12 protein-coding genes and 3 pseudogenes are annotated in these 14,082 nt (G+C 59.8%); 10 read left to right on the forward strand and 5 right to left on the reverse strand.

Annotated elements, in window-relative coordinates; translation table 11 throughout:
- Positions 1 to 47: 47 nt before the first annotated feature.
- Positions 48 to 2,652: pseudogene (locus CNO20_RS10565) on the reverse strand (heavy metal translocating P-type ATPase).
- Between the two features lie 105 nt (positions 2,653 to 2,757).
- A complete protein-coding gene (locus CNO20_RS10570) occupies positions 2,758 to 3,378 on the reverse strand; it encodes an AsnC family transcriptional regulator (protein WP_269844139.1) in 621 nt (206 codons plus the stop codon).
- Positions 3,379 to 3,489: 111 nt separating this feature from the next.
- Here CNO20_RS10570 and CNO20_RS10575 point away from each other — a divergent pair, with 111 nt between their 5' ends.
- Positions 3,490 to 3,687, forward strand: coding sequence for a heavy-metal-associated domain-containing protein (locus tag CNO20_RS10575; protein WP_101296084.1), 198 nt, complete (start codon positions 3,490 to 3,492; stop codon positions 3,685 to 3,687).
- Between the two features lie 104 nt (positions 3,688 to 3,791).
- Here CNO20_RS10575 and CNO20_RS23815 read toward each other — a convergent pair whose 3' ends face one another.
- Positions 3,792 to 4,010 carry a hypothetical protein gene (locus tag CNO20_RS23815; protein ID WP_101296085.1) on the reverse strand — a complete coding sequence of 73 codons (219 nt, stop codon included), beginning with the start codon at positions 4,008 to 4,010 and terminating at the stop codon, positions 3,792 to 3,794.
- Between the two features lie 6 nt (positions 4,011 to 4,016).
- On the opposite strand from CNO20_RS23815, the gene CNO20_RS10585 reads away from it, so the two are divergent.
- From CNO20_RS10585 to CNO20_RS10615, 8 genes and pseudogenes are all read left to right on the forward strand, one after another.
- The gene (locus CNO20_RS10585; protein ID WP_101296086.1) at positions 4,017 to 6,032 is read left to right on the forward strand and encodes a copper-translocating P-type ATPase; all 2,016 of its coding nucleotides are present in this window, start codon (positions 4,017 to 4,019) and stop codon (positions 6,030 to 6,032) included.
- Between the two features lie 89 nt (positions 6,033 to 6,121).
- Positions 6,122 to 6,616 carry a CBS domain-containing protein gene (locus tag CNO20_RS10590; protein ID WP_101296087.1) on the forward strand — a complete coding sequence of 165 codons (495 nt, stop codon included), beginning with the start codon at positions 6,122 to 6,124 and terminating at the stop codon, positions 6,614 to 6,616.
- A 36-nt stretch (positions 6,617 to 6,652) separates the two neighbouring features.
- Complete coding sequence (locus CNO20_RS10595; protein WP_143423194.1) at positions 6,653 to 7,018, forward strand: hypothetical protein; 366 nt, start codon at positions 6,653 to 6,655, stop codon at positions 7,016 to 7,018.
- 12 nt (positions 7,019 to 7,030) lie between these two features.
- Positions 7,031 to 7,279 (forward strand): annotated as a pseudogene (locus tag CNO20_RS10600) (methyltransferase family protein); the annotation flags it as partial.
- Positions 7,276 to 8,404, forward strand: a pseudogene (locus CNO20_RS10605) (succinylglutamate desuccinylase/aspartoacylase family protein). The pseudogenes CNO20_RS10600 and CNO20_RS10605, both read left to right, overlap by 4 nt.
- Positions 8,304 to 9,017, forward strand: a complete 714-nt coding sequence (locus CNO20_RS23325) for an NAD(P)/FAD-dependent oxidoreductase (protein ID WP_233204156.1) — start codon at positions 8,304 to 8,306, stop codon at positions 9,015 to 9,017. The pseudogene CNO20_RS10605 and the gene CNO20_RS23325 overlap by 101 nt, the downstream one beginning before the upstream one ends.
- Before the next feature lie 18 nt (positions 9,018 to 9,035).
- Entirely contained in the window at positions 9,036 to 9,569 is a 534-nt protein-coding gene (locus CNO20_RS23330) for an NAD(P)/FAD-dependent oxidoreductase (protein WP_199174804.1), read from the forward strand.
- A gap of 396 nt (positions 9,570 to 9,965) precedes the next feature.
- Positions 9,966 to 10,940: a sulfite exporter TauE/SafE family protein gene (locus CNO20_RS10615; RefSeq protein ID WP_101296090.1), complete on the forward strand. Its 975-nt coding sequence runs from the start codon at positions 9,966 to 9,968 to the stop codon at positions 10,938 to 10,940.
- A 339-nt stretch (positions 10,941 to 11,279) separates the two neighbouring features.
- Here the strand turns inward: CNO20_RS10615 and CNO20_RS10620 are convergent, their stop codons facing one another.
- Both CNO20_RS10620 and CNO20_RS10625 read right to left on the reverse strand, forming a co-directional pair.
- On the reverse strand, positions 11,280 to 12,191 hold the full coding sequence (locus tag CNO20_RS10620; protein WP_158237399.1) for an ABC1 kinase family protein: 912 nt from the start codon (positions 12,189 to 12,191) through the stop codon (positions 11,280 to 11,282).
- Positions 12,188 to 12,676 carry an AarF/ABC1/UbiB kinase family protein gene (locus CNO20_RS10625; protein ID WP_143423195.1) on the reverse strand — a complete coding sequence of 163 codons (489 nt, stop codon included), beginning with the start codon at positions 12,674 to 12,676 and terminating at the stop codon, positions 12,188 to 12,190. Before CNO20_RS10625 ends, CNO20_RS10620 begins: the two co-directional genes overlap by 4 nt.
- A 200-nt stretch (positions 12,677 to 12,876) precedes the next feature.
- On the opposite strand from CNO20_RS10625, the gene CNO20_RS10630 reads away from it, so the two are divergent.
- Positions 12,877 to 14,007: a VIT1/CCC1 transporter family protein gene (locus CNO20_RS10630; protein ID WP_101296093.1), complete on the forward strand. Its 1,131-nt coding sequence runs from the start codon at positions 12,877 to 12,879 to the stop codon at positions 14,005 to 14,007.
- Positions 14,008 to 14,082: the final 75 nt, after the last annotated feature.

Here is a 14,082-nt window from a genome sequence, read left to right on the forward strand (position 1 = left end):
AACCATTTGACGGGATGCGGTGGACATGATGGCACTGAGTTGGTTGATTAGCGGAGTCGGCCGAGCAGCTCGTAGTCGTGGTCAGGAGTGTACCGGCGGAACAGCAGGCTGTTCGACAGAACCGACACCGACGAGAACGCCATCGCGCCGGCAGCGAGCACGGGCTGGAGCAGCCCGAGCGACGCGAGCGGGATCATCGCGGTGTTGTAGCCGAGCGCCCAGACGAGGTTCTGTTTGATCTTCGCGAGCGTCGCGTCCGAGATGCGGATGGCTTTCACCACGTCGAGCGGGTCGTCACGCATCAGCGTCACGTCCGCCGCCTCGATGGCGACGTCCGTCCCGCTCCCGATAGCAGTCCCGACGTACGCGACGGCGAGCGCGGGGGCGTCGTTGACGCCGTCACCGACCATCATCGCCTTGCGCCCCTCGTCCTGAATGGCCTCGACGGCGTCGGACTTGTCCTCGGGGAGGACCTCCGCGCGGACGTTCTCGGAGTCGATGCCGACCTGCTCGGCCACTGCTCGGGCGGTCCGCTCGTTGTCGCCCGTGATCATCATCACTTCGACACCGCGCTCCTGTAGTTGGCTCAGGGCCTCTTTCGCACTCGCCTTGATCGTATCGGCGTCGGCGACCACACCGACGAGTTCACTCTCGTAGGCTACGAGCATCGCCGTCTTCCCCTCGTTCTCAAGGCGCTCCATCGTCTCCTGAGCGGGCGAGGGTTCGATCCCGTTGTCCCGGAGTAGCTTTCGATTCCCGACCAGCACTTCACTGTCACCGACGGTCGCTTTGATGCCGTGTCCAAGGATGTTCTCGAAGCTATCTGGGTCGGTCACGTTGATTCCGCGGTCTTCGGCCCCGTCGACGATGGCCCGAGCGAGCGGGTGTTCGCTCCCACTCTCGGCGGTGGCTGCCAGCCGCAGTACGTCGTCCTCGCTGAGGCGCTCCTGTGCGGTCAGCTGGCCCCCATCGGCAGCGGGTTCACCGCCGTCTGCCACGGGTTGTCCGTTGCCGTCGAAAACGACCACGTCAGCCAGCTCCATCTCGCCTTTCGTGAGCGTCCCTGTCTTGTCGAAGACGACAGTGTCGACGTCCTTCGCTCGCTCGAGGATGTCACCACCTTTGAACAGGACACCGTTCTGTGCGCCGATGGTCGTCCCAACCATTGTCGCGGCTGGGGTCGCCAGTCCCAGTGCGCAGGGACAGGCGATCAACACGGCCGACGCGAAGACGATCACCGCGAATTCGAAGACCGACACGCCACCGGCCGCGACGGGGCCGCCTGCAACGAGGCCCCACAGCGGGAGCCACTCGACGAACCCAGCGAGGGCTTCGGGGAACAGGTACCAGACGAGGCCCCAGAGGACGGCGTTCGCGATGACCGCCGGCACAAAGTACGCCGAGATGCGGTCGGCGAGGTTCTGAATGTCGGGCTGGCGCGACTGCGCTTCCTTCACCGTCTGAACGATCTGCTGGAGGGCGGTGTCCTTCCCGACCTTCGTCGCTTCCACGACGGGCACGCCGTTCTCGTTGATGGTCGAGCCGACCACCTCGTCGCCCTCGCTCTTCTCGACGGGGACGGACTCGCCAGTCACCATCGACTCATCCACTGCGGATTGCCCGTCGACGACGACGCCGTCGGTCGGGATCTGTTCGCCCGGACGGACCTTCATCCGGTCGCCGACCTCAACGTCTTCGAGAGGAATCTCTTCTTCGTTACCCTCTTCGTTGACGATGGTGGCCGTCTCGGCCTCCATCTCCAGCAGTTTGCGGAGCGCTTCGCCGGCCTGCCCCTTCGAGCGAGCCTCCAGATAGTTACCGAGCGTGATGAACACGAGGATGAGCGCTGCCGTGTCGAAGTACAGGCCGCCGGCAATGACATCGAGCAGGACCGCCACGGAGTAGACGTACGCGGTGGTCGAGCCCAGTGCGATCAGGACGTCCATGTTGGCGCGGCCGTTCTTGACGAGCGCCTTGTAGGAGTTCTTGTAGAACGGCCAGCCGAGCACTAATTGGACGGGCGTCGCCAGCAGGAACTCTGCCCAGCCGAATTCGATCCCGAGAATCGTCTCCGGAAGGACGCCACCGCCGAGCAGGAACTTCTCGGCGAGGAAGAACAGCATCGGGGCCGCGAGCGCCGCGCCGAACAGCGTCAGCCGCAACTGTCGCCTGATCTCCTCTTGCCGGGCGGCCTCCCGGGCGTCACCACCCGACTCGTCCTCAGTCTCAGCGTCCTCGCGGACGGGTGAGTAGCCGGCGTCCTCGATGGCGTCGTAGAAGTCCGTGAGACTCGCTTCAGCTGGGTTGTACGTGACCTGTGCCTCGTCGGTCGCGAAGTTCACGTCCGCTGTGACGACGCCGGGCGTCTGCTCAAGTGCGTCCTGCACTGTCTCTGAGCAGTTCGCACACGACATGTCCGTGATGTCGACCGTCACTGAATCCGTGACCGGCGTGTATCCGGCGTCCTCGATGGCGTCGAAGATCCGGGCGAGCGACGTTTCTTCCGGGTCGTACTCTATTCCCCTCGTCGGTCGCGAAATTGATGTTCACGTCCGAGACGCCATCTACGGACTCGACGGCGTCGGTGATGGTTTGCGAGCAGTTCGCGCAACTCATCCCCTGGATGTTAATTTGGCTTCGGCGCTGACTCATTACATACTCATATGGACCCCTCGTTCAATCGGTTTGCCCTTTCAGGTGTTCGGTAAATGAGACTGTGGCATTTTGAATCCAAAGCAATCTAGCAGACCTCCCTAATCAATCGGCTCCCAGCTGAAGCTGCTCGTATTTCTCCTCGAATCGGGATTCACACGATGGACAACAGAACTGGTACAACTCCTCATCGATGCGGGTCGCTGTCCCCTCGGTATTGACCGTATTCCCGCACTGGGCACAGGTGAGCGCGAACTCCGTCCCACCCAGATCAGGCAACCAATCAGCGCATGCTAGGAGCGTCACTCCAAAATCTGCGATCGCTCCGTCTTTGAGGGTGTCGTCGAGCCAACTGGCAACATCATTGTCCGGGACTCGCGCATAGACGACCAGATCGGCTTCAGCGGTGGTGAATACGTGTTCGACCGCTCCCTCGTTGAGCAGGACATCTTTGAGTGATGCGACATCTGGACCGTCAGAGGAGACGTCCAGTGTCAGCAACACAGGAATCCCCTTCCGAAGTTGTGAGTGATCGACGTCAAGCGTGAATCGGTTGATGATGCCCATCTCCTGCAGTCTCGCCACACGATCCGATACCGCCGGTGCCGAGAGACCGACGGCATCAACGATGTCACTGTACGGACGACGAGTGTTCGGCATCAGGAGCTGGAGAATCTCGAGATCGGTTTCGTCGAGGTCGCGCTTAGTGGTACAAACGGCGACGATTGACTAAAGCTTCCCGGCGGAATACGCTTGTTTTCCAAACTTTGGGATGTCTACGACCCACTAGTTCGAAGGGAAAATCCGAATAAGAAAGGGAAGCGTATGTATTCGTGTATGTCAACGACCATCACCGTCGAGGGAATGACCTGTGGCCACTGTGAGCAGACAGTCGAAGAAGCGCTTCGAGAGGTGAGCGGCGTGACCGACGCGGCTGCCGATCGAGAGTCCGAACAGGCGAGCGTCGATGGTGACGCTGACACCACAGCACTCGTTCAGGCCGTCGAAGATGCTGGATACACGGCATACGCCTGAAGCGCTGTAGTCACAAGTCACGCCTGACTTTCTGTCCCCTACATCCATCACTATCCGGCGCGTACTCTCAGAGACACCGATGAACTATGGACGACCACGAACACTCAGCCGACGGCGAACACCCCCATCACGATCACTCCGAACCTAGCGCGAGTGACGAACCGAACGAGATAGCTGACGATCGGGACGTCGACCGGGTCGAACAGGGAATACTCGAGGAGGAAGGGGAAGACGCCGAAGAAGCCAAACAAGAGATCCACGAGCGAACTGAGCACGAGATGGGGCACGGGGCCGGCGGTCACGGAGACGGTCACGACGGCCATGGCGGAATGCACGAGGGCCACGAGCAGATGTTCCGTCGGCGTTTCTTCGTCTCGACGCTTCTCTCGATCCCGGTCCTTCTGTACAGCGAAACCCTTCAGGGGTGGCTCGGATTCACAGTGCCGGCATTCTCGGGCAGCGAGTGGATAAACCCCGTCTTCGCGGTGATCGTCTTCGTCTATGGTGGCGTCCCGTTCCTCCGGATGGCCGCTCCGGAACTAGAGGATCGCTCGCCCGGGATGATGACGCTCATCTCGATGGCGATCACCGTCGCGTTCGTCTACAGCCTCGCGAGCGTCGTCTTCCCGACGACGTCTGCCTTCTTCTGGGAGTTGGTGACGCTGATCGACATCATGCTGTTGGGCCACTGGATCGAGATGCGATCTGTCCGTCGTGCTTCGAGTGCCCTCGACGAGCTGGCGAAGCTCATGCCCGACACGGCGGAGCGGATCACTGAAAGTGGTGACACCGAGGAGGTACCGGTGAGCGAGCTGTCGGAGGGCGATCTCGTCCTCATTCGGCCTGGCGCAAGTGTCCCAGCCGACGGCGTCGTCGAGGAGGGTGACTCTGACGTGAACGAGTCGATGATCACCGGCGAATCCAGACCCGTCTCGAAGGAACCCGGCGACGAGGTCATCGGTGGCACGGTAAACGGCGACGGGAGTCTCCGGGTCCGAATCGACGCAACAGGTGACGAGACGACGCTCGCAGGCATCATGCGCCTCGTCGAGGAGGCTCAGGAGAGTAAGTCCAAGACCCAGGTGCTGGCCGACCGCGCGGCAGGCTGGCTGTTCTACGTCGCCGTTGCGGCGGCAGCCGTGACCGCGATTGCGTGGACTGTCGCGGTCTCGTTCGACGCAACGGTGATCGAGCGTGTCGTGACCGTTCTCGTCATCGCGTGCCCCCACGCACTTGGACTCGCGATCCCGCTCGTCGTCGCGATCAACACGTCGCTTGCGGCTCGGAACGGGATGCTCGTCCGAGACCGGATCGCCATGGAAGAGGCACGTAATCTTGACGCGATCATCTTCGACAAGACCGGGACGCTCACCGAAGGCGAACACGGCGTGGTCGGGACGGCGACCGTCGACGGTGTCGACGAGGACGAAGCCTTAGCTCTGGCCGCCGCCGTCGAGAGCGACTCCGAGCATATGATCGCGCGGGCAATCCGGCAGGCGGCCGACGAGCGGGGGATCGACGTACCTGATGCGGACGGCTTCGAAGCGATGAAGGGGCGGGGCGTCCGGGCGATGGTCGACGACGACGAGGTGTACGTCGGCGGTCCGAACCTCCTGAATCATCTCGACAGCGACGTTCCGTCTACGCTCCAGACCTTTGCCCAAGAGGCCGGTGAGAACGCACAAACGGTCGTGTACCTCGTTCGTGAGGGTGAACTGATCGCCGCCTTCGCCATGGCGGACGTGATCCGCGAGGAGAGTTACCGGGTCGTCGACGCGCTCCACGAACTCGGCATCGAAGTGGCGATGCTGACCGGCGATTCCCAGGACGTGGCCGACGCGGTGGCCGACAAGCTGGGCATCGACACGGTGTTCGCCGAGGTGCTTCCCGAGGACAAGGACGAAAAGGTTCAGGAACTCCAGGACCAGGGCAAACTCGTTGCGATGGTTGGCGACGGCGTCAACGACGCGCCGGCGCTGACCCGGGCGGACGTCGGCATCGCCATTGGCAGTGGGACCGACGTCGCCGTCCAGTCGGCGGATGTGATCCTCGTTCAGAACAACCCCATGGACGTCGTCCGCCTCGTGAAACTGAGCAAGGCGAGTTACCGAAAGATGCAGGAGAACATCGTCTGGGCCGCTGGCTACAACGTCTTCGCCATCCCGCTGGCCGCGGGCGTCCTCGCGCCCATCGGCATCCTCCTCTCGCCGGCCGTCGGTGCACTCCTGATGTCGCTAAGTACCGTCATCGTCGCGATCAACGCGCAATTACTCCGCCGGACTGACCTCTCGATCCCGGGTCTCCCGGGCGTATCCCCGCCGGGGCAGGTGCGGCCGGCAGACTAGCGATTGCAGAATCTCCTCCATCGGTTACAGACGGCTCCACTGTACGCAGTGTGCTACCATTTTTCGTTCCAGCGGTCGAACGTTGTGCCATGGGATCGAAACGGACCGACCTCCCGATGCGGATCGAGAAACTCGCCAGCGAGGACGTGGTCTCTGCAGGTCCGGACGCGACTGTCAGAGAACTCGCAGAAACCATGTTTGAGCGCTCCGTCGGAAGCGTCGTCATCGTTGAGGACAATGAACTGGTCGGTATCGTCACAGACCGTGATCTCACCGTCGAGTTGCTCGCAGGAGAGGGAAACGTCAACCTCTTCGAGACGGAAAAAGACCTTACAGAGATCACCGCCAAAGACGTGATGACCGCCGATCCGGTCGTCGTGAACGCTGACGATGAACTGCCGCGCGTACTCCACCACATGGACCAGGCCCACGCCAGACGAATTCCAGTCGTCGACGACGGTGCGCTCGTGGGTATCCTCGCATTAGATGACGTGGTGATCCACTTGGCCGGCGAGAGTGCTCACGTTTCGGCACAACTCGACAACGTCGCCAGTATCATTCGCTCCGAGTCCCCCGAGCAGTAACCAGTAATGGCTGTAACCGAACGGGCGTGATTGACTGTGACCGCGACGACCGGAGTAAAAGCACTGCTTTTTAGCGTGAGGCTGGTAGCCGGTGCTACCCTGGTCGTTGGATTCCTCATCAGCATCCGTAGTCCGGTGCGACGCTTCTGGCCGCACGGCGAGCGCGACTGGACGTTCTGGATCGGTTGGGCGGCCTGGTTACTCTACTTCGGGGGTCTGGTCGGCGTGGCCTATCTCGACTGGTGGAACTGGTACCGACCTCCGACGCTCGTCCAGGGGATCAGTTTCCCGCTGGTGCTCGGTGGAGATGTATTGGCTACTTTGGCCGTGTGGCGCTTCGGGCTTTGGGAAAGTAGCGGTCTCGAGGGGCACCTGAACACCGAGGGCCCGTACTGGTACTAGCGTAATCCGCAATACGTCGGATTTGTCGCCATGCTCGGAGGTGGCGCTATCCTCGCCGACTCGTGGATGACAGCTGTCCTCACTCTCGTCGGCATCGTCTGGTTTCTACTCGCCCCACTCGCCGAAGAACCGTGGCTCGGCGTGCAGTACGGAGACACCTACGAGGAGTATCGAAAATCGGTACCGCGGTTCCTCGGCCGAAGACACCTCGAACCGTCATGGCAGGACCAGACCGACCGAACGAATGGAGAGAAGTCATGACCAGTGATTCATCCCACTCGATCGAAGTCGGGGGTAGGACAGTTCCACCCGGTGAGAAGTCTCAGTTCCGGTATGCCGTTGCGACCATGTTTCACGACGACGTAATTGAACTGCCAGTCACTGTCGTCAATGGTGAGCAAGCGGGACCGACAGTCTGCTTGACCGCCGCGGTTCACGGCGACGAACTCAACGGGGTCAAGATCGTCCAAGAGGTCGCAGCCGAGTACGAACCGAGCGATCTTCACGGGACGCTCGTCTGCCTCCACGTACTGAACGTCCCAGGGTTTCTGGCCCAGCAACGGTATATCCCAATCTACGACGAAGACTTCAACCGGTCGTTTTCCGGCAACTCCCGAAGTACGCCAACAAATCGGCTCGCAAACACGATTTACGAGGAGTTCATCTCGAAATGTGATCTCGGGCTCGACTTCCACACGTCGACGCGCAACCGGACGACCATGTACCACGTCCGTGCCGACATGTGTGACCCAGCTGTCGAACGTATCGCTCGGGCGTTCGGCATTAGTATCATCCTCGACGGCGAGGGAGCACAAGGGACGCTCAGGAACGTGGCCTGTCGGGACGGTATTCCGACAGTCACTGTCGAGATGAGGCGAGCCCACCGCTTCCAGACAGCGCACCTTGACCGGGCGCTCCACTGCGTCGCGAGCGTCCTCGCCGAACACGAGGTCCTACCAGACCGACCAGTTTCCTGGTCCGGCTGGACCCGTGTCGTCGCCCGCGACGGCAAAAAGATGTGGCTCTGCGCCGAAACCGGTGGTCTCGTCGAGATGAAGTGGGGTCCATACCCGCTCGTCGAGGACGGTGACCCGCTATTCACGATTTTAGACCATTTCAAGGACACATCGAGATGATTCGCGCCTCGTCCACTGGTCTTGTCATTGGCGTCCTCGAGAACGCGGTCGCGTACCCGGGCTACCCCTGTGTCACTTCGTAAGCGTCGACAAGACGACCGCAGACATCATCCGAGACGACATCAAACGTGGCGTGTTCGACATCTACCGTGAAGGCGGCATCCAGTGGCCCGAACCGCGCTGGTATGCGGAACACGAACGCGAACGTGAATCTAATTCCGAACGAGGTGGTAGAAATGAGGAGAAATAAACTCACGTTGGCAAGCAGTGTCAACCAGTACGCCACGCATATGATGAAGGTGTGCAGACTGATGTCTCGTGAGATTTTCCCGACCGGATTAAATCAGGTATCGAGGTACCTGGGGGACACGGATTTGTTTCTCGATGGGGCGGGTCACTTTTCGGGTATCTCCCATGCGATCGACTGTCGGGGGCGATCAGCAGCTGTCATCGGTGGGGCAATGGGCGGGTTAGCAGCTGCTCATGCGTTGAACTGCCTGGGATACACAGTCGACCTGTTCGAACGGCAGTCGTACGAGTTGAAGCGAGTAAACTGTGGAGAGGCGATGACAGCGGCCTCGATGAGTCCGCTGGAGAAAACGCCAGAGAATGGGTTCGTCAATAATGTTCCCGAATTTGAGGTGGACGTGTATACAGAGACGAGTCCAGATCGAGAGCTAGCGGGAACCGGGGCATTTCCATCCGCGGATGGATATGTAACCGACCACAATGTCGTAGAGCGTCGGTGGGCGGCTACCCTCGAGGCTGATGGGGTAACCGTACGTTCGGGGTCTCCAGTTACGAAATCGGAGTTTAAATCGCTCATTGTACGCTACGATTTGGTCGTCGACGCGACCGGGTAGCCGTCACTCACTAGCAAGGTGACCGGCATCACCGACGAGTACTCTGGATATATGACCGCACTCAATACCGACGTGAAGGGCGACTTTTCCGACATATACCCGAACACACGGATGGTCCTTGAGAACTATGTTGACTACACCTGGGTGTTCCCGAAATCGCCACACCGGGCAAACATCGGAATTGGGTGGGCACAGCGGGATCTTCCAACTGATTACATGGAGGCGTTTAAACAAGCCTGTGAACGAAACGGCGGGCCTATTCCTTCACGAGAACAAACGAATGTTGCTATTATTCCACAGGGACCGAGTCTAACTCCTTCGCGGGTGTATGTACCCGAGCTCAATGTCGTCAGAGTTAGTGACGCAGCTGGAATTGCGACCCGGTTTTCCGGGAAAGGGATCTCACAGGCCGTCCACTCGGCGTACATCATGGCTGATCATGCCGCTGACGGTCGATTAGCAGAATATCCTGCGACGTTGCACGAGACGATGCGCCCTGAGTACTTACTTGCGCATGTGGTTCGAGGGGTCCTTGAATCGCACCGACCATAACTGCTTGGCGAGATATTAGCGGTGGTTTCCGGCCTCGATGTTGAGGAGGCAGACCGAGCACCGAAATACGTCCTTTTTCGCCTTCTTCGCCATCCAGTTGTGTTCGCTCAGTTGCTCTCAACTCCGTCGATACTTCGACGCGTATACGACGCCTTCATGAATAACTGGGAGTACCGTATCCTGAACCCCAGTAACCAAGAAATAGCAGATATTCATAGATAATTTCTAAACTATACGTCGATCATATCGTGAAGGACTCGTTGGGCACTGCATCTTTTTTCATGTTCCACGCCGTATTCTCACTCATGACATGACGCTCTTGGTTCTTCTCCTGCTATCGTGGGTGCTCCAAATCCAGAAACCTATTTCAGATAAACTAGTGGAGGTTGGAGGCGAATGGTACTTGTAGAATCAGAAGTCCTGTTTTTTGTCGGATTCGGATTCCTCGTGGGGATTCTATTTGGATTCTTCGGACTGGGTGGGAGCTTCTTTGTTACTCCGGCGCTCCTCGTACTCGGCCATCCCGCCGAAGCCGCTGTGGGCTCCGGTCTCGTGTTCGTCTTTGGAACATCACTCGCTGCAGCCGTCACCCACCGGTCTGCCGGACATATCGATTACACGCTCGGAGCACTCCTTATTCTTGGGATGGCAGCCGGTATCGAGGCCGGAAGGCGGGTGCTCTTTTGGCTCGCCGTTGAAGGCCTTGCGGACGTTGTCATCAGCATTGCCTACGTCATACTGCTGGCAGTGGGCGGCGTACTCATCCGTCGCCGGGTTCATCGGAATATAGACGTTGATTCCGTCGAACGACACGCTCCCCCTCTGTTCAAACGATACGCCCTCGGTCGATTGCCTCCTCGAATCAATCTCCGGTCGGATGTGCGCATCTCCGTCTGGCTCGTCTTGGTCGTCGGTGTCGGGATCGGAACGCTCTCTGGCTTTCTCGGGGTGGGCGGTGGATTTCTGATGGTTCCGAGTCTCATCTACGGTATCGGTATCTCGAAATCGGTCGCGGTCGGCACCGACATCTTTCAGATCGCCGGTTCGAGCGCGTTCGGATCGGTTCGCTACCTCCAGCAAGGAGCCGTCCATTTCTCGGTCGTACTCCCGCTGCTCAGTGGAAGCGTCTTCGGATCCTACGTTGGCTCGCGTCTTACTGACCTCGTTGACGAGCAGGCACTGATGGGGTACTTCGCGATGGTGTTACTCCTCGACAGCGTCGCGGTAGCGAGCAAGACGATCAGTCACGCCTACGGGATTCAAGTCCTCCATGACCTCAGTATCACGCTCCTCTTCGGGACCGTACTCGCCGTGGCTACGCTCGTCGTCTACCGGGGAGGACGAACCATCTACCGCGATTCAGCTAGATGATCGGGCTCTTGCTGGTCTTCGACTAGATCGGGGGGTCGGCTAGGTTAGTGGAGAGTCCGCTACATCGTGGCTCGGCGATTGTCAGGCTGCTCATCGAGTATTGTCGCCTGACGAACGGACGAACAGGAAGATGAAAACGAGGGCGATGCCCAATCCAACCAGTATGTAGCTACTGTCGACGGAAACCATCAGTTCACTTCCAATAAGAGCGGCCGCTGCCAGAATCGCATACCCAAGCGAACGAGATTTCTGTTGCTGCGTGCGAACAACGGCTTGCGTTCGCTCTTCCGCTCGTGCATCCAACTCTCGTTCGAGTTTCGCCGGTAGTCGAAGCAATGCCTAGAGCGACGCCTCAAGTTCACCCCGCATCTCCTCGAGTTTCATCCGGGCCACTCGTTCCATGAACCCGTGCTCGCGGAGGAATGCCTGTGCCGCAACGAGGAAATCGAATTCCGGATCGAGTTGTCTGAGAACCCCTTCGCTGATTGAACCCACTCGGAGGACGAGCATGATGTCGGGCGGAATGCGAAACGGAAACTCGTGGAGCATCCCGGTCACTTCGCTGATGATCTGCTGCCAGTTCACTGTCTCGCTGCCCTCCAAGTCCTCGATGACTAACTCGAGGACGTGCCCAACGGCGGCTCGATCAGCGTCAGGATCGAGCGCACCGAGAGCGATCAGCTCGTCGATGATTCCATCCACGTTCCGATTGACCGCAGCGAGATAGAGGTTTACAACGCTGTTCTGCATGGCCGGCGTGAATCGCCCACTCATCCCGAAATCGTAGAAAACGATACGTCCGTCGTCATCGACGGCGAGGTTTCCGGGATGGGGATCGCCGTGATACACACCGTGTTCGAGCCCCATCGTGAAGTACACGTTCGCGACATCTCTCGCAACCCGTTTCGGGTCGTGGCCCTTCGATTCGAGTTCGTCAACGTCGGTGACCTTCGTCCCCTCAACGTAGGTCATAGTGAGCCCTCGTTCCGAGGAAACTTCTTGGTAGACATGTGGGATGACGGCCGCTTCGTTGCCGTCGCGTTCGAAGTTTGACCGGATCTCCGCCATCATTCGGGCTTCCCGCTCGAAGTCGAGTTCCTCCAGAATGATGCGCTCGAAGTCGTCAGCCATGTTTCGGAGCGAAAACTGGAGGCGCTCGGGGGCAAGCAGCATCACCAGCGGGATGAGTCGGCGGATGATGCGAAGATCAGTCTCGATCAGGTCTTTGACGCCAGGCCGTCGAACCTTCACAGCGACTTGGTCACCCAGATACGTCGCTCGATAGACACCTGCGCCAGCGACCCACCCGCAATCGGTTCCGGATCGAAGTCATCGTAGGAGTGATAGCCGACATCGTCGGCGAGGGCGGGGATCATCTCGCGATACGGCCCCGTCGGGACTGCATCCTGCAGCGTGACGACCTCCTCGGCGTACACTGGTGGGACGACGTCAGGGCGAGTCGAGAGGACCTGCCCGATCTTCACGAACGTCGGCCCGAGATCGAGCATGGCGTCGCGAAGCCGGCGGGAACGCTGCGCGTGCGTCTCGCGAGAGATCGAACGGGAACGTCCGAAGAGCAGAAATCGACGTCGGTCGCGAAGGAATAGTATCCCAAACGGGACGAGTTTGCCCAGAATCCGGAAGAGTCGGAGAGAAAATCTGACCATCAGAGTCAACACCGAATTCTCCCGTCGTCCCCTAATAGATACGTGTTGGAGGTGTTCCGAAATCACCATTCGGGTGGGCGCCGAAGCATTCTGATGAATGTCTACCGATCCGATCTGTGGGATGGAGCTCACACCTGATGACGCCTCCCCACCAACTCGCTTGAACTTGCGTTTGAGGACCGGCGGCGTTTCGTTCTTGCACTCAATTCCCGTCCGCAGACTGCTATTCCTCTGATATTACTAAGGCACTTCTCAACGAAGTCTCGCCAATGAGCGCGCTTGACGACGTTACGCGGTATCGTCGTAATAGACAGGACGAGATCGATAGTGCGACCGTCTACGAGGCCATGGCCTCAGCGGAGTCTCAACCACAGCTCGCGGAGGTCTATCAGCGCCTTGCGGCGACCGAGCGTGAACACGCGGAGTTCTGGGCCGAAAAACTTCGCGAGACGGGCGCCGAACGTTCGACGCCACAGCCGTCTTGGAGAGCTCGTGTACTCGCGTGGCTCGCCGGTCACTTCGGCCCTGACGTCGTCGCCCCGACGATGCGCGCCGGAGAAGCAACTGGCGGTGCGGGATACGCCACGCAACCCGAAGTCGAGGGAACGGGGATAGCCGCTGACGAGCGGTCCCACGATCGCCTGCTTGCAGCAATCTCCGAGGCACCTGGCCGTGGCGCAGAAGGGAACGTCCTCGCCCGCCTCGAAGGGCGACATCGAGCAACTAGTGGCAACGCCCTCCGGGCCGCCGTTCTGGGGGCGAACGACGGCCTCGTGTCGAACCTGAGTCTCGTGATGGGTGTCGCAGGGGCTGCTCTCGACGCGACAGCCATCCTCATTACTGGATTGGCTGGGCTGCTCGCCGGTGCCGGGTCGATGGCGATGGGCGAGTGGCTCTCCGTCCAGAGTTCGCGGGAACTCTACCAGCGCCAGATCGACATCGAAGCCGCCGAACTCGCTGAAGTTCCCGAAGAGGAGGAAGAAGAGTTGGCGCTCATCTACGAAGCGAAAGGCCTCTCCCGAGACCAAGCAGAGCAGCTCGCAGAACGACTGGTAGCAGATGAGGCCACAGCGCTCGATACACTTGCTCGTGAGGAGTTGGGCATCGATCCCGAGGAGCTGGGCGGGTCTGCCTGGGAAGCTGCAGGTGCGTCGTTCATCCTCTTCGCACTGGGAGCGATTGTCCCCGTCATCCCGTTCTTCGCATTCACCGGAATCACTGCTGTCGGGACGAGTCTGCTGTTGAGTGCTATTGCACTCTTTCTAGTTGGTGGGGCGATTACGGTGTTGACGGGCCGTAGCGTTCTGTATTCCGGTGCCAGACAAGTCGTGATCGGACTCGCCGCCGCGGGACTTACCTACGGCGTTGGGACGCTCATCGGCGTGTCTCTCGCCGGGTGAACGAGGAAGACGGGAAATTGGCGATGGGGCTCGAAGAGACGGGTGGTTACTCGGCCGAGAAACTCGACATCGAGC

This window comes from Halegenticoccus soli (assembly GCF_002844195.1).
Classification (GTDB): domain Archaea; phylum Halobacteriota; class Halobacteria; order Halobacteriales; family Haloferacaceae; genus Halegenticoccus; species Halegenticoccus soli.

What these genes read in the sequence shown, in the direction of transcription:
- CNO20_RS10630 (WP_101296093.1), top strand. Translation starts at nt 12,877, where the DNA reads ATGAGCGCGCTTGACGACGTTACGCGGTATCGTCGTAATAGACAGGAC.
- CNO20_RS10615 (WP_101296090.1), top strand. Translation starts at nt 9,966, where the DNA reads ATGGTACTTGTAGAATCAGAAGTCCTGTTTTTTGTCGGATTCGGATTC.
- CNO20_RS23815 (WP_101296085.1), bottom strand. Translation starts at nt 4,010, where the DNA reads ATGGCCGTCGTGACCGTCTCCGTGACCGCCGGCCCCGTGCCCCATCTC.
- CNO20_RS10575 (WP_101296084.1), top strand. Translation starts at nt 3,490, where the DNA reads ATGTCAACGACCATCACCGTCGAGGGAATGACCTGTGGCCACTGTGAG.
- CNO20_RS10625 (WP_143423195.1), bottom strand. Translation starts at nt 12,676, where the DNA reads ATGGTGATTTCGGAACACCTCCAACACGTATCTATTAGGGGACGACGG.
- CNO20_RS10585 (WP_101296086.1), top strand. Translation starts at nt 4,017, where the DNA reads ATGCACGAGGGCCACGAGCAGATGTTCCGTCGGCGTTTCTTCGTCTCG.
- CNO20_RS10590 (WP_101296087.1), top strand. Translation starts at nt 6,122, where the DNA reads ATGGGATCGAAACGGACCGACCTCCCGATGCGGATCGAGAAACTCGCC.